At 35.6% G+C, this 1,366-nt stretch carries 1 pseudogene; it reads right to left on the bottom strand.

Annotated elements, in window-relative coordinates:
• A pseudogene (locus EKL98_RS16010) lies at positions 1–628 on the bottom strand (glycine cleavage system aminomethyltransferase GcvT); the annotation flags it as partial.
• Between the last annotated feature and the right edge of the window lie 738 nt (positions 629–1,366).

Here is a 1,366-nt window from a genome sequence, read left to right as displayed (position 1 = left end):
CTTTATTCCAGATTTGTTCTACTTCCGAGTTTTTGCAATAAATCTCGAAACCACCAGAACCAGTATATCCTGTTGCAGAGATAATCACATGTTCGATTCCTGCAAAATCACCCACTTCAAAATGATAGTATTGAATAGCCGACAAATCTATCGATGTCAAGGATTGCATCGCTTCTAAGGCTTTTGGTCCTTGAATGGCCAGCAGAGAATAATCATCCGAAAGGTTTTTCATTTCTACATCCAAATCGTTATAGCTTGAAATCCAATCCCAGTCTTTTTCTATATTCGAAGCGTTTACGACTAGTAAATATTGCTCGTCTTTTATTTTGTAAACTAATAAATCATCAACAATTCCGCCATCGTTGTTCGGTAAGCACGAATATTGCGCTCGACCGTTAGTTAAAGTAGCAGCGTCATTCGAAGTCACTTTCTGAATCAAAGCCAAAGCATTTGGTCCCGTTAGCAAGAATTCGCCCATATGCGACACATCAAAAACGCCCACACCATTGCGAACTACTTCGTGTTCCGCATTAACTCCTTCATATAAAATAGGCATATTGTATCCAGCAAAAGGAAGCATTTTGGCTCCCAAAATCTCGTGTATGTGCGTCAGCGCAGTATTTTTCATTGTCTATTGATATAAAATTTCATGTGGCTAATTTATTGATTATTTATGGAGTGGCAAAGGGTTTTGTTTTTAGAATATTTGAATTTTTAGTCAGTCACAGACTGACTCACACCTCCTCAAAGTCGGAGAATTTCCGTAGGGAAGGACGTATTGAGAGGTATTAGTTTAGTGAATAATTTTGATAGCTGGGTAACAAACAGCGTTGCAAACGCTATGATTTGATTATTAATTTAAGTTGGTACCTGTCGCAGAGGAGTACCCAATGTCATTAAGTTAAGGGATTTTGTCGATGATTTTGTCATTCTGACGAAGGAAGAATCTCAACCAACATGAGCAACTAACACGAGATTCTTCCTTCGTCAGAATGACAAATAAAGCTTAACTTAATGACATTGGACGAGCAGCAGTGAAGTTTTGATTATTTATCAAATAGAATTGTAATGAGATCCTCTAAAAAAGCTAGTGCTTTAAACTCTTTTGGTTTATATTGTCCTGGGTGTCCACAATTATTTCTCAAATCTAGGCAATTCTCTAATACTATTTTTTCATTTTTATCGATTTCACCCAAATCCGGTTTGCTTTAAGCAATTCACGAGCTTTTGCAATTATCATTCAAACTTAATGATTTACCTACATAAAACTAATAAATAAAAATAAATTACTACAAACGAGGAATCATTTAATTTTTGTATTTTTAAATGTTCAAAATCCACTTCATGAAAGTAGCAATTTACATCG

The sequence above is a fragment of the Flavobacterium bomense genome, assembly GCF_003970355.1.
The sequence above is the reverse complement of the archived record's forward strand: the minus strand, read 5'-3'. Positions and strand labels throughout refer to the sequence as shown.